Source organism: Marinifilum fragile (assembly GCF_963677365.1).
Taxonomy (GTDB): Bacteria; Bacteroidota; Bacteroidia; order Bacteroidales; family Marinifilaceae; genus Marinifilum; species Marinifilum fragile.
Genome location: NZ_OY781962.1, coordinates 3,409,022 through 3,427,511, shown reverse-complemented (window position 1 = coordinate 3,427,511; position 18,490 = coordinate 3,409,022). Strand labels below are relative to the sequence as shown.

Here is an 18,490-nt window from a genome sequence, read left to right as displayed (position 1 = left end):
TATTTTTATGCGTAAACTACTGTTATTAATATTAGGATTAAACCTAATTAGCAATATTGCAAGGGCACAGGAATTCGCTGACTTATCGCAACCAGTACCTTTTGATACGACTATTAGAAAGGGTGTATTACCTAATGGCCTAACTTATTATTTGAAACGTAATACCAATCCTAGAGGCTTAGCCAGCTTTTACATTTACCAGAATGTAGGAGCTTCTCTTGAAACAGAGCAGCAAGATGGGCTGGCGCATTTTTTGGAACACATGGCCTTTAATGGGACAAACACTTTTCCAGGTAAAGCAATGTTAAATATGCTGGAGCATAATGGGGTGAAGTTTGGGAAGGATATTAACGCATATACCACAAAAAATGAAACAGTTTATAATCTGAGTCGTGTTCCAACAAAGGACAGTGGTCTTGTTGATTCGTGCCTGTTGATTTTACGCGATTGGTGTGATGAGCTATCGCTTGATGAGGAAGAGATTGATGCCGAAAGAGGGGTGATATCGGAAGAATGGCGCACGCGCCATACACCTGGCTTCAGATTACAGTGGAAATTAGCACCAACCATTTATAATGGCAGTATCTATGCTTACCGTGATGTGATTGGGGAACTGGATGTGATTCAGAACTTTGACCCGGAAGAACTTAGGAAATTTTACCACGAGTGGTATCGGACGGATTTACAGGCGGTTGCTATTGTTGGAGATATTGATGTGGATGCAATGGAGCAACGTGTGATTGAGCTGTTTTCTGCTATACCTGCCATTGAGAATCCCAAAGAGCGTAAGGCTGTGATCATTCCGGATAACCAGGAACCAATGTATGTTCAGGTAACAGATAAAGAGTATAAAAACGTTAATATCAATCTGAAAATAAGGCATAAAAAAAGCAAGGATAACACCATGCAGAGTCTTCGGGACTCATATGTAAATAGCTTTTTTAATGCTTTAATGAAAGGGCGTTACAAAGAATTGGTATTAAGAGGAAAAGTACCTTTCTTATCGGCAAGTGCAGGCTATGGTCCTCTTGAAAGAGACTATAGTACTTTTGATGTGTACGCAGTTGCTAATATAGGGAAAGAGTCGGAGGCGTTTGAAGCAGCTTACACAGAGTTGCAGCGGGTTATTCAGCATGGCTTTACCAACGAAGAGTTGGAACGTTTGAAAGTCAATACTCTGGTTGCTGTCGAAAACAATTATAAAAAACGAAACGGAATTAGCTCTGATGGCTACTGTAAAGCCATTAAAAGAGCGTATTTGGAAGGTCAGGCTGTTTCTGATGCAAAGTTCAAATACCTTTTTGCCAAAGAGATTATTCCTGGTATTACGGTGGAGGAAGTATCTGCTGTGGCCTCAAAATATTTGAGTGACATCAACCGGGCTTATGTGGTGACCGGTCCCGATAAAGGGGCGGATTCTTTACCTACACAAGAGGAGATTGAAGCCATAATAGCAAAAGTGGAACAAAGCACTATTGAGCCTTATGTGGATAACACGCCTGTGGATGCTCCATTAATGAGCACCACTCCAATACCGGGTAAAGTTGTTAGTGAGAAGACTATTGACGCGTTTAAAGCCCAGGAATGGACCCTTTCAAATGGCGCTAAGGTGGTCTTTAAGCAAGTTAACAATAAGACCAATAAGGTTATCCTCAAGGCGGTCAGCAAGGGAGGAAAGTCGTTATATGATGTGAAAGATATACCATCATTCAGAGCTGCTTCAGCATTTGTATCTGGTTTTGGTATTGGTGCTCACGATCCTATCCAGTTTAAGAAGATTACTGCTGGTAAAACACCCTCGTGTGGCTTTAAGTTCGGAGAATATGAGGAATCTGTTTCAGCCAGTACGATGGTTAAGGATTTGGAAACTATGTTACAGTTAGTCTATATGCGTTTTGAAGAGCCACGCTTTGACCGTAATGCTTATGATCAACTCATGGAACGCAATTATTACAACATTAATAATAAGGTGGAAACGGCTAAAGATCTCATGAGGGATACCTTGACCATCCTTAGCAATAATGGTGATCCACGCTTGTTAGCATTTGACAAATACTACTTAGAACAGATGGATTTCGAACGTATGAAGGAGATCTATTTCGAGCGTCTATCTAATGCGGCAGATTTCACATTCTTCATTATCGGTGATGTAGATGCCGAAACACTTAAACCACTGGTGGAGGAGTATATTGGAGCCATTAATTCAACTGGTGAAGTTGAAGAGTGGGTGGATAATGGAGACTATTTTCCGAAAGGGAAACATGAGCACCGCATTTATCTGCCAATGACAGAGCCAAAAGCTACTGTTGATTTGAAGATGAGAGCTGATGCTGATTATTCAAGAGAAACAATCATTTACCACAACATATTGGGTTCTGTACTTAACCTTCGCTTTACCGAAAATATTCGTGAGAAGGAAGGAGGAACCTATGGTGTCAATGTACGTCCTACAGGCTCTCGTATTCCTGAAATGAACCTGGGATTAGAGATACGCTTTGATTGTGATCCTGCAAAGGCAGATCATTTAAAAGAGTTGGTATATAAAGAGCTAAAACAGGTTCAGAAATCAGTGCTTCAGTCCGATTTGGATAAGGTGGTTTTGAATATGAAAAAGAATAACCGCAAAGCTCTGATGAATAACAATTATTGGTTATCTGTATTGACTAAGTTTTACGAAACGGGAGAAAACAGAATGTCGCCCGAATATTTCGACAATGTGATTAATAATGTGACCACAAAAGAAATTGCTAAAGCAGCTAAGAAATTCCTAAAAAAGGCTGATATATTGGATATAATGTTTTTGCCGGAGACTAAATAAATGAAAAGCTTGCTTTAAATATAGTTGTAGTGAAAAAACAAAGAACTGAACAAGCTTACTTTTTTAATAAAGAGGCAAAGTAGGGAATGGTTATTATCAGAGAATTAATTAAACATCAGTAAAGAGGAGTTGATTTATGAGGCTATGCAATGTCATTTAAATGATGGTAATCGTAGTTCGGCTAAAAGTTAAACTAGCTCTATTTATTTTGGTGTAGTATTAAATATTAAGAATGAGAAATTTATTATTATTAGTAGTTGTTTGTTGTTTTTTTTCATGCAACAAAGAATCAATTAGAATTTCAGGTAAAATTGAGGGTGTAGGTGATTCTAAAATAGAATTAAAGCTGAATACCAAAAGCGAGAAATCAAAAACAATCTTATCGGATGTTCAACTTAAAGACGGGGCGTTTGATGCATTTATTGAAAATGTAAAACCACCTTTTAAGATGACATTGGTAGTTGATGCAGAGAAAGAATATGATATCTGGATATTTCGTTATGGGAAGTTTAATTTTGAGATAGATAAAAAAGAATTGGTTATTGTTAATAATTCTTTTGAGAATACAGAATACGATCGGATTTTAAGAAAATATCAAAAAGCTTACATGGACAGTTTAGCAGAAAAAATTAGTTGGGTGCAAACTCACAAATCCGAAGAGAATTTATGTGAAGAGGATGAAGGTAAACTGTTTAAATATCGTAAAGAAATAAAGAAGGCTGTTACTCTTCGTAAAAAATCAATTCTAAGTACTTACAGAAAAGAACCTCAAAATCCGATTGCTATGGCTTTGATATTTGATGAATTTGAAAACTTAACATCATGGCAGAAGGAAGAGTGTTTGAAAAATGCAAGTAAGTATTTTTCTGATTGTGCAGTCAATTGGCAATTGAAAAATTAAACAGATTAGAAAAAAGAGCTGGTCTCAAAAGTAGTGGAGCGTTGGGGATTTGAAAAATCTTATAGATATCTCTCCAAATATAAAATCTTTATTAGGCAGCCTCTTCATAAAGTCTGTAATGTATTGAAATATTTATTAGAAAATGATATTCTAACTAAGTTAACTGGTTATGTTTGAATAGCCATGAATGAGAGCAGAGGTAAAACGAATAATTTCCCATGCACATTTATCAATTCGTTCTCTGCTCTCAAACTCTAATAAAATTGTTGAAATTAAGAGATATATGGGTTGGGTTTAAGTCCTTCCCGAAGAGAAAGGATAAAAGCCGTTTCAGAAATGAAACGGCTTTTTTATGCAATAAACTTTCCTGCTGAAAAGCACACTTGCCAGTAAGAAAATAATATATACTTTTGCGACAGTAATGGTTCTAGTTGCATCTTCATGTGCAATAGGATTAAAAGGGAATGCAGTGAAAATCTGCAACAGTTCCCGCTGCTGTAAGTCTGGTTCCAGAGTTTTGGGATCGCGGTTTTTATACTACAGCCACTGTTCGATTTTAGATTGAATGGGAAGGCATAAAAATCAGGATAAGTCAGAAGACCTGCCATCACAACGATTAAACATTTTGCTTCCGGGACAGAAGTTTATGTTTGGGACTTATTGGTTTTAATGTTCTGAATTATTCTCGTCGTTCATAAGGATTGCAAAGTGAAGTTATTAATGTTTTAATATCTTGCTATGCAAAAGATTTATGTTGTAGCTATTATGCTACTGATTTCAGTGACTTTCGTTAATGCACAGAATGCTGTGCTAAAAGGGGTGGTAACCCAAAAAAGTAACCAACAAGCAATGCCTGGTGCTAGTGTATATTTCTCAGGCACTACTACAGGTACAGCGACAAATAACAAAGGCGAATACCAGATTAAGAATTTAGCACCAGGGGATTACGATTTGGTTGTATCCTTTTCGGGATATAGTCGTCAAAAGCAGAAAATCACCATTAAGGAAGGTGTCAATGTTCTAAATTTTACAATGATAGAATCCAAAAGTCAGTTGGGAGAAATTGTTGTAACTGGAACTGGTACCGCGCATCATTTAAAAACAGCTCCGGTTCAAACTGAATTGATTAATAAAAAAGCCATTGCAAGTGCAGGAGCTTCAGATTTTAACGAGTTGATGATGAATGTAAGTCCATCATTTGATTTTAATCCAGGAACAATGGGAGCCATGATGACCATTAATGGTTTGGGAAATGACTTTATTCTTGTGCTTGTTGATGGCAAACGTATGTATGGAGATGTTGGTGGAAATACCGATCTAAATAGAATTAATCCTGATGATGTTGAGCGTATTGAAGTATTAAAAGGTGCATCTTCTTTACTATATGGATCGGATGCTATTGCTGGTGTTGTAAATATCATTACAAAAAAATCAAAACAAAAGGTAAATGTTTCCAATACGAGTCGTATTCGCGAATATCGGACTTATCAACAAAGCAATACGGTTGATCTTAACCTGGGTAAGTTCTCATGGAATGGAAATTTTAACCACAAAAGAAGCGATGGATGGAAATTAAGTCCTTTTGAAATCAAAAAAGGACAACTGATTGAAACGGATAAAAGAGCACAATATGAGTACAACGATTTTACTTTCGCTCAAACTTTAAAATTTCGTGCCACTAGGAAATTGGAGGTTTATGCCGGAAATTCATTTTTCAAAAAGCATGTTATAAGACCTACTTCTATTTATAAATATGGTTATTTCTATACCGATAAGTCTTTTGAAGCAGGAGCCAAGTATTTATTAAATAAAAAAGATTACGTATCCGTTGACTATAACTTTGATCAGTACAGATATTATTATCGATACAATCAAGATTACAAGAGTTATAAGAAAAGTGATAAAGACATTCAGAATGATCAAAGAATGAGCAATTTTAGAATGAAATATGTAAATGTCATTTCTAAAAATAACACTCTTACTTTAGGTGCAGATTATCTGAGAGAGAAAATGGTATCTGAAGATCGTTTGGTAAACGGAAAGGCTGAGGCCAAAACAATAGCTTTATATGCTCAAGAAGAAATCAAGTTGCTTGAAAAACTTCAGTTGGTAGCAGGAACCCGTTACGTAAAGCACAATGAATTTGGTAGTGCTTTTACTCCAAAAGTATCTTTACTTTACAAGCTAGATCATTTTAATTTCCGTGGGACTTATGGATATGGATTTAAAGCTCCTACTGTAAAAGAATTGTATTACGCCTACGAAAAAGGAGGAACTCTTTATTTAGGTAATGAAGATTTGGATCCTCAGAAATCGCAATATTCTTCATTAGGTGTAGAGTTTCATAATGATTTCCTTTCGGCAAGCATTACAGGATACATCAATAATGTAGATGATTTGATCGCATATGAGACTATTGATATTGAACCTGGTGATGCAGAAAATGAAATCACAAGAAGACTCAAACATTACAATGTTGAGGAGTCGAAATCTCAAGGGATTGATTTCTTGCTGAACGCAAAATTAGGAGCGGGTTTTACGCTCGGAGGTGGATACAGCTATGTTGATGCCAATGATGAAACCACAGGTGAAAAATTGGATGGAGTTGCAGAAAATTATGGAAATGTTCGTTTGACTTACGATCGTTCATGGAAGAATTATTCGTTTAGCGCAACGATTCTGGGACGTATTCAGGATGAAAAGTCATATGATAATGGAGAAGATAATGCCAAAGGATACGATATCTGGAAGCTAACTACTAATCACAAATTTTTAAATCTAGGCTCATTCATTTTAGAAGCTCAACTTGGAGTTGATAACATTTTCGACCATGTAGATGATAGTCCTTATGGCTCTCATTACGGAACCATTAATCCTGGGCGCACATTTTTCGCTGGTATTACAATCAATTTTGCTAAATAGTTTTGAAAGGATTCAATAAATATCTCATTCAAATCCATAACATATCAGGTTCATTACTGAGCCTGATGTTTGTGGTTTGGTTCATTTCTGGAATCGTTCTGATTTTCGATGGTTTTCCTCATGCTTCTCGCAAAGATCGATTTTTGCACCTTGCCGAGTTTAAAAAGCAGGATTTTGAAGAATTGCAAGCTCCTCCAACATCCTTTAAGGGAAAAGTATCACTGGAATTGTGCGATGGCAAAGCCGTTTATCGTGTGAAATCAGGAAAAAAAGCTCAGAAAACTTATGATGCAAAAAGTTTAGAGCCAATTAATTCCTTTGATGAAGAACATGCCAAAACAATATCTGCATCATTTAATGGATATCCTGTAAAAGATTTGGAAAAAATTGGTGAATTGGATGATTGGATGCCATGGTCTTACTATAAACCTTTGCTCCCATTTTACAAGTGTAGAATGAGTGATCCAGCTCATACCGTTCTCTATGTTTCAGAAAAAACGGGTGAGATTGTACAGGAAACCAATAGAAGATCCAGGTGGAGTGCGCGATTTGGAGCAATTCCGCATTGGATTTACTTTAAAAAACTTCGCTTGGCAAAAGATTCCTGGCGATTGGTAATTATCATTCTTTCATCTTTCGGGATTTTAATGTCAATTACAGGCATTTATGCTGGTTTTGTTCGACTTCGAAAGAGAAAAGAAAAGGGAATTAGTCCATACAAGAAGTTTTGGTACAAGTGGCATCACCTAGCGGGATTCTTTTTTGGACTCTTTGTGTTTACTTTTATTTTGAGTGGATTGGTCTCTGTTACTTCAATCCCCGACTGGATGGTTGGGGTAAATTCTAAAGAGAAGGTTGACATTGAATGGAATCAAAAGTTAGAGTTATCGGGACATAAAAACACATTGCCAAGCGAAATTTTCACAGCTCTTAAAAATAAGGAAGGTGTTCGCAAAATTGAGTGGAAAACCGTTTTAAACACTCCTCAATTCAGAGTTTATTATGACGATTATCAAAAATCTGAGATTTACACTTTAGATGATGATAAAGTGATTCCGCAAAAGAAATTTAGTTTAGCGGATATCAAACAACAGTCTGAAAAGAAATTCAAGAATACTTTATTTTCTGTGGTTGAGCAGCAAAATTACGACAATTATTACTCTGGATCAGCCATGTATTATTTGCCACAAATGGCATATAAAATTGAAATTGATGATGTTGCGAAAACTTGGTTATACATTGATCCTGCGAGTGGAGAACGTGTAAAAAAATTAAATAAAAATTCTAGATTGCGTCGCTGGTTGTATCGCTTCTTCCACACATTGGATTTAGCCATACTAAAGCAATATGACACGCTCAGAAAAACTATTTTAATTCTTTTGTCTCTTGTTGGCTTAGCGGTTAGCATTACAGGATTGATGCTTTCTTTTAAATGGTTTAGGAGAAATTACAACAAACTAATTAAAACTAAAAAATTATAGCACTATGAAACGATTTTTGCTTTTAAGTGTATTTTTCTTGCTAATAATGCATGTGCAGATGGCACATGCACATAAAAAAGCAGAGGACAAAAAAGGTATTCTTTTGGTAACTTTTGGGAGTAGTTATCCTGAAACCAGGGTTGCCTTTGAGAATATTGATAAGATTGTAAAAGCCGAGTTTCCTGATGTGGAGATTCGATGGGCTTATACCTCAAAAATCATTCGAAAGATATTGAAGAAAAGAGGAGAAAATATTGATTCTCCTGCAGAAGCATTGGCTAAAATGGGTGAGGATGGATTTACTCATGTTGCGGTTCAATCTTTGCATATCATTCCAGGCGAAGAGTATGATAATTTGAAACATACCGTTGAAGTATTCAATGGAATGCCAAAAGGAATTAAAAAAGCAGAGATAGGAACACCACTGCTTTTCCTAGATCATGATCATATGCAATTGGCGGATGCTCTTCACCAACAGTTTAAAAGAAAACTGAATTCTAAAACAGCAGTTCTGTTTATGGGACATGGTTCTCATCATCAGTCAAATATTTACTATCCTGGATTTGAGTACTATTTAAAGCAAAAATCTGATCAGTATTTTGTAGGAACTGTAGAAGGTTTTCCTTTGCTGGATTCGATTCTTCCTCAGCTGAAATCAAAAGGAATTAAAAAGGTGATATTAACTCCTTTTATGTCAGTAGCTGGTGATCATGCACGAAATGATATGGCTGGAAGTGAAGAAGACAGTTGGAAAACCATTCTTGAAAAAGAGGGATTCAACACAGAAATTGATATGATTGGCTTGGCGGAATATGATGATGTTGTTGGAATTTGGGTTGAACATTTGAAAGCAATTTGTCAAGAGCTAGGAATTCGTTAAAATCTGAATCATGAAAAAGATTATTTTTCTTCTGACTATAAGTTTAAGCTTGTTTTTTTATGCTTGTAATAACAAGTCTTCAAACGCATCGAGAGGTAATGAACAAAAGAAGAGTTTTGAGATTCCATTAAAGCATGCAAAAGAGTTTAAGATTGAAAAATCAGGAGATAATACCATTGTAAAGGTTCATAAAAAAGGAGAAGATGGAGTTTTTGATACTTTCAATCTTGTAAAAGATAAAGCCAAGGCAAAAGGCATTCCCAATAGCATTCCGGTTCCTTGCAAGAGAATTGTCTGCCTTTCGAGTACGCAGTTAAGTTATTTCTTTGCCTTGGAAGATATCGATGATATTGTAGCCATAAATAGTAGTCGTTACCTGCGACACGAAGGAATGAAATCCTTGGTTGAAGCTGGAAAGGTGAAAAGAATTGGCAAAGAAGGAAACTTTAATCTTGAAATGCTGGCTGCTCTCGATCCGGATGTAATATTTGTATCTCCGTTTAAAGTTGGAGGTTTCGATGTATTGAGAAACCTTGGGATTCCTTTGGTGCCAATGGCTGCCTATAATGAGGAAACACCATTGGGACGTGCAGAATGGATTAAAATGCTTGCTCTTTTTGTGGGGCAGGAAGAGAAAGCAGATTCTATTTTCAATGGAATTGAATCCCGATATCAAAACCTAAAAAAAATTGCCTCGAATGTTGAAAAGCGACCAACAGTCTTCTCAGGAAAGATGAGATCGGGAAGTTGGTATGTTCCAGGAGGAAATAGTTTTTATGCGCATTATTTTCGCGATGCTGGAGCTGATTACATTATCAAAGATGATATGCAAGGAGCTTATCCGGTAGATTTTGAGACCATATACAGCAAGGCTTCCAAATGTGATTTTTGGAGAATTATTCATCCCGAAAAATCAGGATTAAGCTTAAAAGATTTGGGTGAGCAGGACCCAAGATATATGGATTTTAATGCATTTCAGAATAAGAATGTAATTTTGTGCAACATTCGTGAAAAACCATATTATGAACAAGCAGGTATGAAACCTGATGTTTTATTGGCAGATTACATTCACTTTTTTCATCCGGAATTGTTGCCGGAGCATAAACCTTATTTTTACGAAAGGCTGAAATGATCCATAAATTGGGAAGAATATCAATTGTAATTACACTGGCAACATTGTTGCTGGTTTTTCTAGTTTTATTGAATCTTGTATTGGGATCCATACACATCCCATTGTCGGAGATTAAGGCAATCCTGTTTACAGGAGAAGAGGTAAACAGAATTTATGAAAACATCATTCTTAAAACAAGATTGCCCCAAACAATAGTTTCTCTGGGGGCAGGTATGGCCTTGGGAGTAGCAGGTTTGTTGATGCAAACTTTGTTTCGAAATCCGCTTGCCGGACCATCGGTTCTAGGAATTTCATCTGGTTCGAGTCTTGGTGTTGCTTTTGTAATGCTATTTACCGGAAATATTTTGGGCTTTACTTTTACCAGCTTGGGGGCTTGGGGAGATTTTGCAGTTGTTTTTTCATCCTTAATTGGAGCGGCCTTGGTTTTGGCTTTGATCCTTTTTATATCGCATCGCATTGGAGGAACTTTAAGTGTTCTGATTATTGGTGTGATGATTGGATACTTAAGCAGTTCATTGGTAAGCTTGCTGAAATTCTATAGTCCTGAAGAAGATGTTTACAATTACGTGATATGGGGTTTAGGTAGTTTTAGCAGATTGGCAACCGAGCGAGCCATGATGTTTGGTTTGATTACCGTAATTCCTTCCATTTTGGCAACATTCTTAAGCAAGTCCTTAAATCTTTTGGCTTTGGGAGATCGTTATGCCTCAAACCTGGGATTGAATATCAAAAGGGCACGCTTTTTAATTATTGCCTTCTCGGGATTTTTAACGGCCATTGTGACTTCTTTTTGCGGACCTATTATTTTTATTGGAGTTGCAGTACCACATTTGGCCAAATTGTTATCGAAAACATCAAACCATTTTTATTTGATATTAAACGCGGCCTTGCTGGGAGCAGCAACAGCCTTATTGTGTAATCTTTTGGCACGAATGCCGGGAATGGAGCAGGAAATGCCTATCAATTCGGTAACTGCATTTATTGGAGCACCAGTTGTGATTTGGGTAATTTGGAAGCGTAGAAAAGAAAATCGATTGGAGTAGTTATGGCAGAAAAAGAGATTCTAGATATCAACAAGCTGTGCATAGGTTACGGAAAAGGTAAACGTGCAAAAGTGGTGCATGATCAATTGCAAGCTAAAATGTTTGCTGGCGAATTGGTTTGTCTACTGGGCGAGAATGGAACAGGAAAAAGTACTTTAATTCGTACGATTTGCGGATTTCAACCTGCATTGGGAGGGGAATCTACTCTTCTTGGCAAAGATCTGCTAAAGCTTTCCGAAAAGGAATTATCGAAAATGGCAGCTGTAGTACTTACCGATCGTGTAATTGTGCCCAATGCTACCGTAGAAGAATTGGTGGGCTTAGGAAGAAGTCCGTATACCGGAACATTCGGAATCTTAAATGATGAGGATAAAGAGATTGTTCACACTTCCATTGAAAAATGTGGGATTCTGCACAAGAAAAAGGAACGATTATCGAATTTGAGTGATGGAGAAAAACAAAAGGCGTTTATAGCGAAAGCTTTGGCACAGGATACTCAGATCATTATTCTTGATGAACCAACCGCCTTTTTGGATATGCCCGCTCGTGTTGAGATCATGCAATTACTAAGACAAATCGCAAGTAATTCAGGAAAATCAGTTTTGATGTCAACCCACGATTTGGATTTGGCCTTACAAATGGCAGATAAGTTATGGCTACTTTCAGCAGACAAAGGCTTGTTAACAGGAACGCCTGAAGATTTGTTATTGAGAAATGAATTTCAAACCATTTTTCAGAATAAAGGAATTGAGTTTGATAACAAAACAGGATTGTTTAGAGTAGGCTATGACTACAATCATGAGATTCCAGTAAAAGGTCACGGCTTCGAATATGTATTGCTTCGAAGAGCTTTTGCCAGAAATGGAATAAAAACCATACGCAAAGCAGAGGAAGATACCACCTGGCTTGAAGTGTGCAAAAATGGAAGTACGAGTTTTAAGTATTTCCAAAATGGAGAATGTGTGGGACAAGAGGAAACCATTGAGAACTTACTAACTCTAACTCTAAATAATCGGGGATGATAGTTGCAGCAGTAAGTTCAAAAAGTAGAATTGGCGATGTGGAGTTTAATCTATCCACCACGATGGATTGGATTAAAAGCTTCGATGCACAAGGAGTAGATTTTATTTTGTTCCCAGAGTTGAATTTGTCTGGCTATATAAGAGATATTGAGATTCTAAAAACGGTATTGCTAGAGAAAGAGTCTTTATTTACATCTTTAATGGAAATATCGAAGAATACGAATTCAGCATTTGCAGTAGGCTTTCCTGAACAAGAAAGAGAAAAGTATTTTATTACTCATTTTGTGTTTGACGGAGGAAAAATTATTGGGAAACATCGAAAAACACATGTAAGCATTACCGAAAAAGAGGTTTACTCTGAAGGTGATGAGATAAATGTATTTCCTGTGAAAGAAATGCTTGTAGGTATTCAGATTTGTTACGAAACACACTTTCCTGAAATCAGTGCCATTCAAGCACAAAAAGGAGCAAGTGTATTGGCAATGGCTTTTGCATCTCCAAAAGAAACTTGTCAAGATAAAATTGAAAGATTTAAAAGATATATACCAGCCAGAGCATACGATAATTCTTGCTTTGCGATGATTTGCAATCAGGTCACCACAAATAAAAGAGGAACGGTTTTTCCTTGCGCAAGTCTGATTATTGATCCCAAGGGAAAAGTGCTTTCAGAATCCTTTGTAGAAGAAAATGAATTTGCTGTGGCGAATATTGATTTTCATGAAGTCAATAGGATAAAAGAATCTAAAATGGCATACTTTAATGCTCATAAACGAACGGATTGGTTAAGAGAATACTATAAAAGTTAATCAAGTTTTCTTTATGTAGTAAGAACGTAAAAAGAGAAAGGAATCAGTTCAATTTGAAATTCTCCCCTTCTAGGGGAGATCCCGACAGGGAGAGGGGTGTTTAGTTGAGTTTCTTATTTCACCCTTTTGTCTGTCGACATTTTCCCTGAGAGGGAAAAACTCATCTCGAAAATGAGATGACAATTTTAATTGAGCAAAAGGATATAAAAGTAATTTTCAAAACCTGGATTTGAATAATGGATAAAATAGATACAAATGCTTTTTTAATTGCAGCACCAAAGAGTAATTCTGGTAAAACCATGATTACACTTGGACTAATGCAGGCATTGGTGAATAGAGGATTGAAGGTTCAGCCCTTTAAATGCGGACCCGATTATATCGATCCCATGCACCATACTAAAATTGCAGGTCAGCCATCATACAATCTGGACATGTGGATGACAGATGAGGATCATGTTCAACAAACATTTACTCAGCATGCTGCTATGGCAAATGTTTCCATTGCCGAAGGGGTAATGGGCTTGTTCGACGGAGCTCAAAAAGATGTTGGAAGTTCGGCGGCAGTTGCCCGCTTGCTTGATCTGCCAGTGATTTTGGTTGTGGATGCATCGAGTACGGCTTATTCTGTAGCTCCTTTATTGTATGGATTTAAGAATTTCGATAAAAGCATAAATCTGGCAGGAGTTATTTTTAACAAGGTTGCCAGTGAATCGCACTTCCAGTTTTTAAAAGAAGCTGCCATAGATGCAGGTGTTCATGTACTGGGCTACATGCCGCGTGACCAAAGACTGGCCATAGAATCAAGACACTTGGGATTACACCTTCCGGGTGAGAATCAAAATCGAGAAATCGTAAATGTTGCGGCTGAATTGCTGGAGAATCATGTTGATATTGATTTGCTTCTGGAAATTACGCAGAAGGAAATTCAGCCATTAACAAATCAAAATATAGATACAAAGAAGCAATTTAAAATTGCTTTGGCTCACGATGAGGCTTTCAACTTTTCCTATCAGGCAAACCGTGATGTTTTGGCAGAATTGGGAGAAGTGGTTGAATTTAGTCCATTGAACGATGAAGAATTGCCCGAGGCAGATTTGCTTTGGTTGCCGGGCGGATATCCGGAGTTGTTTGCAGAGCAATTGGGGAACAATGATAAAATGAAACAGGCCATTGCCGAGTATATTGAAAGTGGCAAAGCTTTGATAGCTGAATGTGGTGGAATGATGTATCTGGGAAAAAATATCATTACCAAAGAAGGAGAAACATATCAAATGACTGGTGTTTTTGACTTTGATACTTCCTTTGAAAATATGAAGCTAAACTTGGGATATCGCGATTTGAAAGGAAAGGATATCAGTATAAAAGGACACGAGTTTCATTATTCAAATCTGATTGGAGAGGAAAAAGCCAGTGCAAATTATCAGGCCAAAACGGCAAGAGGGCGCGATGTTGAAATGCCTGTATTCAGAAGAAAGAATTGTTGGGCTTCCTACATGCACCTGTACTTGGGAAAAAGAGAGAAAATGTTGCAAATGATAAAAGAATTGGGATTATGAGTTTGGGAAAATTAATTGGAGTTGCGTTAGGACCTGGTGATCCGGAATTGATTACACTTAAGGGTTTAAAGTCACTTCAGAATGCGGATCTTATTTTTTATCCGGCATCGAGCATAAAGGAATCGAAAGTAATTTCCTTTTCATACGATATATTAAAGCAGTTGAATATAGAAACCGAGTGTTTGCCGCTTGTGATTCCCATGACAGGGAAAAACAGGGAGATGCATTACCAAAAAGCCTTTGATGAGATTCATGAAGAATTGAAAAAAGGAAAAAATGTAGCTGTGGTTTCCGAAGGCGATGCTCTTTTTTATAGCACTTTTGGATACATTTTAAAGATAGCACAAGAAGCAAATGTTGACTGTAAAGTAATTCCCGGAATACCTGCTTTTATAGCGACAGGAGCCGAAGGAGAAAAATCGGTTACCGAAGGCGATCAGGCCTTAAAGGTAATTGCCCGACCAAAAGGTTTTGAGGAAATAGAAGAAGCGTTGAAAGAAAATCAAACACTGGTTGTAATGAAAATGAGTGTGCTCGATAACTGGAGTGATTTTCTTGAGAAACAAAATAGATCATTTTATTATATCGAACGTGTGGGAACACCGCAACAGTATTCCACAAGTAATGTTCAGGATTTAAAGTTGCGAACAATACCTTACTTTTCATTAATTATAATTTATGCCTAAGAAAATATATAGCATAGGAATTGGACCAGGGAATGAGAAATTCCTTACTCCACAGGCTTTGCAAGCCATTCAGGAAGCAGAAGTGATTGTTGGTTACAGCTTTTATTTTGAACACATCAAGCAGTTGTCAGGAGGAAAAGAGCTGATTGATACGGGTATGAAAAAAGAGCGCCAACGAGCAGAGAAAGCATTTGAAATAGCCGAATCAGGAAAAACCGTAGCTGTAATTAGTAGTGGCGATTCTGGTGTTTACGGAATGGCGCCTTTGCTTTGGGAAATGAAAGCAGAAAAAGCTTCGGATGTTGATTTGGAAGTAGTTCCGGGAATCTCTGCCATGTTTGCAGCCGCATCAAAATTGGGAGCACCTCTGGGACACGACTTTTGTTCCATTTCCATGTCGGATTTGTTAACCCCATGGGAAAAAATTGAGAAAAGAATTGTAGCTGCAGCTAATGCCGATTTTGTAACAGCGGTTTACAATCCCTTAAGCAAAGGCAGATTCTGGCAATTGATGAGGTTGAGGGAATTGTTCCTGGAAGTACGTTCGCCTGAAACTCCAGTTGGAATTGCCCGAAATGTGGGAAGAGAAGATGAGAGCATTGAGGTAATTACCCTTGCCGAATTGGATGTGACCAAAGCCGATATGTTTACCGTTGTGGTGATTGGTAACAGCCAAACTTTTAAGGCTCAAGGCAAGATGGTAACACCAAGAGGTTACTATGCTAATCAAAACAATAGCCAGGACAAGCTTGGACGCCGTATCATGAACGCAAGTTTCCAAACCATTTTGGATCATATCGATATCACAGATAAATCGTTGGCTCATGTGTGGGTGGCATTGCATTGTATTCACACGACTGCCGATTTTAAATTGAACGAATCGGTTGAGCTGAGCAATAATGTGGTGGAGCAATTGCACGAGAAATTTTATTCGGGAAAACCACCAGTTATTGTTACCGATGTATCGATGGTGACAAGAGGAATTCGCAGAGCAACGGCAGCCAAATTAGGTCTTGAAATTAAATGTTATTTGGATGATGAGCGCGTGGCTGAAATGGCTTCGCAGAAAAATATTACAAGAACTCAGGCTGGAATCCAGTTGGCAGTAGAAGAGCATCCCGACGCCATTTTTGCATTCGGAAATGCACCAACTGCATTAATCGAGTTGATTAAATTCATTCGCAATGGAAAAGCAAATCCTGCGGGAGTGATTGCAGCTCCGGTTGGTTTTGTAAATGTAAAAGAAAGTAAATGGCAGTTAAAATATGGTTGTCCGGATGTTCCTGCAGTTTTTGTAAATGGCAGAAAAGGAGGAAGCAATGTGGCAGCAACCATTATCAATGCCATTTTAAGCTGGAGCGAAGCGGAACAAATGCATCCGGGTGAGGGATTATAGATTTTAGGTATTTTAAAAAGTTAATATTTTGCTTTACCTAAATAGGTAAACAGCAAAAAAATAATTTTTCGTGCTTTCCTTAAACAGGCAAAGGTCAAAAAGTCAACTTTTCATGCTTTCCCTAAATAGGTAAACAGCGAAAAATCAATTTTTCATACTTTGCTTAAACAGGTAAAGGTTAAAAATTGAATTTTTTTGGCTTTACCCAAACAGGTAAGGGATATAAAGTCATATTTTGAGTTTTGCCTAAACAGGCATCGCAAAAAAAATAAAAAAGCTTTACCTAAATAGGAATTGTAAGGGTCTCGCAGAATTTTGTTGGGAATATATGAATAAATAATTTGTAGACAGTTAAATGTTTGAATTCTCTCCTTCTAGGGGAGATCCCGACAGGGAGAGGGGTGTATTTTGGATTATATTTGTCTTATCTCACCCTTTAGTCTGTCGACAGTTTCCCTAAAAGGGAAACACTCATTTTGAAAATGAGTAGATAAAGTGAACTATTGGTATCCTGACTTAGAGTCAGAACATCAAATTAAAATTTGAGAAGATCAGCGAGACCTAAATGAAATGAGTTGTAAATAAGCTTAAAATATTTATCAGCGTGAATCTGCGTGTAGATTTGCGTGAATCAGCGAGAACGAAATGAAAATAAGCATCATAGGAATATCAGATTTAACTCCTGATTTTACAAAGAAGGAGTTGACTCTGATTCAATTGGGAAAATATTTTGCAGGAGGAAGTCGTCATCGTGAATTGGTGGGAGATTATCTGCCAGAGCAACACCATTGGCATGATATTGTAGTGCCCTTGTCAACACTATACGATGCCATAAACCATTCCAACAGTGATTGGATTGTGTTTGCTTCGGGCGACCCATTGTTTTATGGGATTGGCATTACATTAAAACGTGAGATTCCCAATGCAGAGCTTGATATTCTTCCTGATTTTAATTCCCTGCAATTGCTGGCACATCGTTTTAAATTGCCTTACGGCGAGTTTCAAACTATTACGCTTACCGGCCGATCTTTCGAGCGATTCGATCAGGCATTGATTAGAGGTCAGGAGAGAATGGGAATTCTTACCGATAGAAAAAATACGCCCAAAAGCATTGCCGAGCGAATGTTACAATATGGATATTCGAACTACAAAATGTACTATGGTGAGCGCTTGGGAGGCGAAAGGGAACTTGTAAAGGAGTTGAGCTTGGAAGAAGCCTTGAGTTTGGATTTTAATCATCCGAATTGCTTTTACCTGGAAAAAACCGATGAGGCGATTCCTAAAAAGGGAATTAAAGAAAGAGATTTTGAACCCTTGGATGGTCGACCAAAAATGATCACCAAAATGCCCATTCGTTTGGCAACCCTTGCCTTAATGGAATTGCAAAATAAAAAGGTGTTTTGGGATGTGGGAGCATGCACGGGAAGTGTTTCCATCGAAGCTCGATTGAACCATCCGCATTTGAAGGTAAAATCTTTTGAGATTCGTGAAGAGTCAAGAGGGATCATTCAGCGCAATACAGAAACCTTCCAAACACCGGGAATCGATATTTTTATTGGAGATTATTTGCAAACCGATAAGGCAGAAATAGAAAAACCAGATGCCGTTTTTGTTGGCGGTTATGGTGGAAAAATGGATGAGGTACTGGATGATATTCATTTGCATTTGTTGGAAGGGGGAATCATTGGATTCAATTCGGTAAGCGAAAAAAGCAAATTGGGATTTAAACAATGGTGCGAAAAAATGTCATATCGAATGAAGCATGAAATGCTGGTAAGTGTGGATGAATTTAATCCGATAACCATTTTAGTAGCTGAGAAAATAAAAGAAAATTAGATATATGCTTT

At 37.4% G+C, this 18,490-nt stretch carries 13 protein-coding genes and 1 riboswitch; all 13 genes read left to right on the top strand.

What is annotated here, in order from left to right; all coding sequences use genetic code 11:
* The first annotated feature begins 7 nt into the window (after positions 1 to 7).
* The 13 genes from ACKPCA_RS13660 to cbiE all read left to right on the top strand — a co-directional run bounded on the left by ACKPCA_RS13660 (position 8) and on the right by cbiE (position 18,479).
* Positions 8 to 2,818 carry a M16 family metallopeptidase gene (locus tag ACKPCA_RS13660; protein WP_321279563.1) on the top strand — a complete coding sequence of 937 codons (2,811 nt, stop codon included), beginning with the start codon at positions 8 to 10 and terminating at the stop codon, positions 2,816 to 2,818.
* A 232-nt stretch (positions 2,819 to 3,050) separates the two neighbouring features.
* The gene (locus ACKPCA_RS13655) at positions 3,051 to 3,719 is read left to right on the top strand and encodes a DUF4369 domain-containing protein (protein ID WP_321279562.1); all 669 of its coding nucleotides are present in this window, start codon (positions 3,051 to 3,053) and stop codon (positions 3,717 to 3,719) included.
* Between the two features lie 405 nt (positions 3,720 to 4,124).
* Positions 4,125 to 4,342, top strand: a riboswitch (cobalamin riboswitch).
* Between the two features lie 115 nt (positions 4,343 to 4,457).
* Positions 4,458 to 6,641, top strand: a complete 2,184-nt coding sequence (locus tag ACKPCA_RS13650; RefSeq protein WP_321279561.1) for a TonB-dependent receptor — start codon at positions 4,458 to 4,460, stop codon at positions 6,639 to 6,641.
* 2 nt (positions 6,642 to 6,643) lie between these two features.
* Complete coding sequence (locus tag ACKPCA_RS13645; protein ID WP_321279560.1) at positions 6,644 to 8,122, top strand: PepSY domain-containing protein; 1,479 nt, start codon at positions 6,644 to 6,646, stop codon at positions 8,120 to 8,122.
* 4 nt (positions 8,123 to 8,126) lie between these two features.
* Positions 8,127 to 9,002: a sirohydrochlorin cobaltochelatase gene (locus ACKPCA_RS13640; RefSeq protein ID WP_321279559.1), complete on the top strand. Its 876-nt coding sequence runs from the start codon at positions 8,127 to 8,129 to the stop codon at positions 9,000 to 9,002.
* A gap of 10 nt (positions 9,003 to 9,012) precedes the next feature.
* Positions 9,013 to 10,134, top strand: coding sequence for an ABC transporter substrate-binding protein (locus ACKPCA_RS13635; RefSeq protein ID WP_321279558.1), 1,122 nt, complete (start codon positions 9,013 to 9,015; stop codon positions 10,132 to 10,134).
* A complete protein-coding gene (locus ACKPCA_RS13630; RefSeq protein WP_120240799.1) occupies positions 10,131 to 11,177 on the top strand; it encodes a FecCD family ABC transporter permease in 1,047 nt (348 codons plus the stop codon). The genes ACKPCA_RS13635 and ACKPCA_RS13630 overlap by 4 nt, the downstream gene beginning before the upstream one ends.
* A gap of 2 nt (positions 11,178 to 11,179) precedes the next feature.
* Positions 11,180 to 12,199 (top strand): ABC transporter ATP-binding protein, encoded by a 1,020-nt coding sequence (locus ACKPCA_RS13625; RefSeq protein WP_321279557.1) that lies wholly within the window; start codon positions 11,180 to 11,182, stop codon positions 12,197 to 12,199.
* A complete protein-coding gene (locus ACKPCA_RS13620; RefSeq protein ID WP_321279556.1) occupies positions 12,196 to 13,005 on the top strand; it encodes a nitrilase-related carbon-nitrogen hydrolase in 810 nt (269 codons plus the stop codon). The genes ACKPCA_RS13625 and ACKPCA_RS13620 overlap by 4 nt, the downstream gene beginning before the upstream one ends.
* 236 nt (positions 13,006 to 13,241) lie before the next feature.
* Positions 13,242 to 14,561 carry a cobyrinate a,c-diamide synthase gene (locus tag ACKPCA_RS13615; RefSeq protein WP_321279555.1) on the top strand — a complete coding sequence of 440 codons (1,320 nt, stop codon included), beginning with the start codon at positions 13,242 to 13,244 and terminating at the stop codon, positions 14,559 to 14,561.
* Positions 14,558 to 15,247: a precorrin-2 C(20)-methyltransferase gene (gene cobI / locus ACKPCA_RS13610; protein WP_321279554.1), complete on the top strand. Its 690-nt coding sequence runs from the start codon at positions 14,558 to 14,560 to the stop codon at positions 15,245 to 15,247. The genes ACKPCA_RS13615 and cobI overlap by 4 nt, the downstream gene beginning before the upstream one ends.
* Positions 15,240 to 16,643, top strand: coding sequence for a precorrin-3B C(17)-methyltransferase (cobJ, locus tag ACKPCA_RS13605; protein ID WP_321279553.1), 1,404 nt, complete (start codon positions 15,240 to 15,242; stop codon positions 16,641 to 16,643). Before cobI ends, cobJ begins: the two co-directional genes overlap by 8 nt.
* A gap of 645 nt (positions 16,644 to 17,288) precedes the next feature.
* Positions 17,289 to 18,479, top strand: coding sequence for a precorrin-6y C5,15-methyltransferase (decarboxylating) subunit CbiE (gene cbiE / locus ACKPCA_RS13600; protein WP_321279552.1), 1,191 nt, complete (start codon positions 17,289 to 17,291; stop codon positions 18,477 to 18,479).
* Positions 18,480 to 18,490 lie beyond the last annotated feature (11 nt).